The organism is Salinarimonas soli (assembly GCF_008386575.1).
In the GTDB taxonomy this organism is placed as follows: domain Bacteria; phylum Pseudomonadota; class Alphaproteobacteria; order Rhizobiales; family Beijerinckiaceae; genus Salinarimonas_A; species Salinarimonas_A soli.
On the sequence record NZ_VUOA01000193.1, the window covers coordinates 1 to 306 of the forward strand.

Annotated in this window: 1 protein-coding gene; it reads left to right on the forward strand. The window is 48.7% G+C overall.

Features of this window, described 5'->3' with window-relative positions:
* Positions 1-229, forward strand: a 229-nt coding sequence (locus F0L46_RS27820) for an elongation factor 1-alpha C-terminal domain-related protein (protein WP_210247704.1), incomplete at its 5' end; no start/stop codon positions are given.
* Positions 230-306: the final 77 nt, after the last annotated feature.

A 306-nucleotide genomic window follows, 5' to 3' on the forward strand; every position in this document is an offset into this window, starting at 1 on the left:
AGTCAACCCAAAATCCATCAAGTCTGGAGATGCAGCCATTGTCAACTTGGTACCTTCCAAGCCTCTATGTGTAGAGTCCTTCCAGGAATTCCCACCCCTCGGTCGTTTTGCTGTCCGTGACATGAGGCAGACAGTTGCTGTCGGAGTCATCAAGGCTGTCAACTTCAAGGAGGCTGGTGGTGGCAAGGTCACTAAAGCTGCCGAAAAGGCCACCAAGGGCAAGAAGTAGCTAGAGCTGTTAACAGCACAATTTTTCATACAACTGCGATACTTCATTCACCGAAAGGTGTTTCGAAGGAAAAAAGG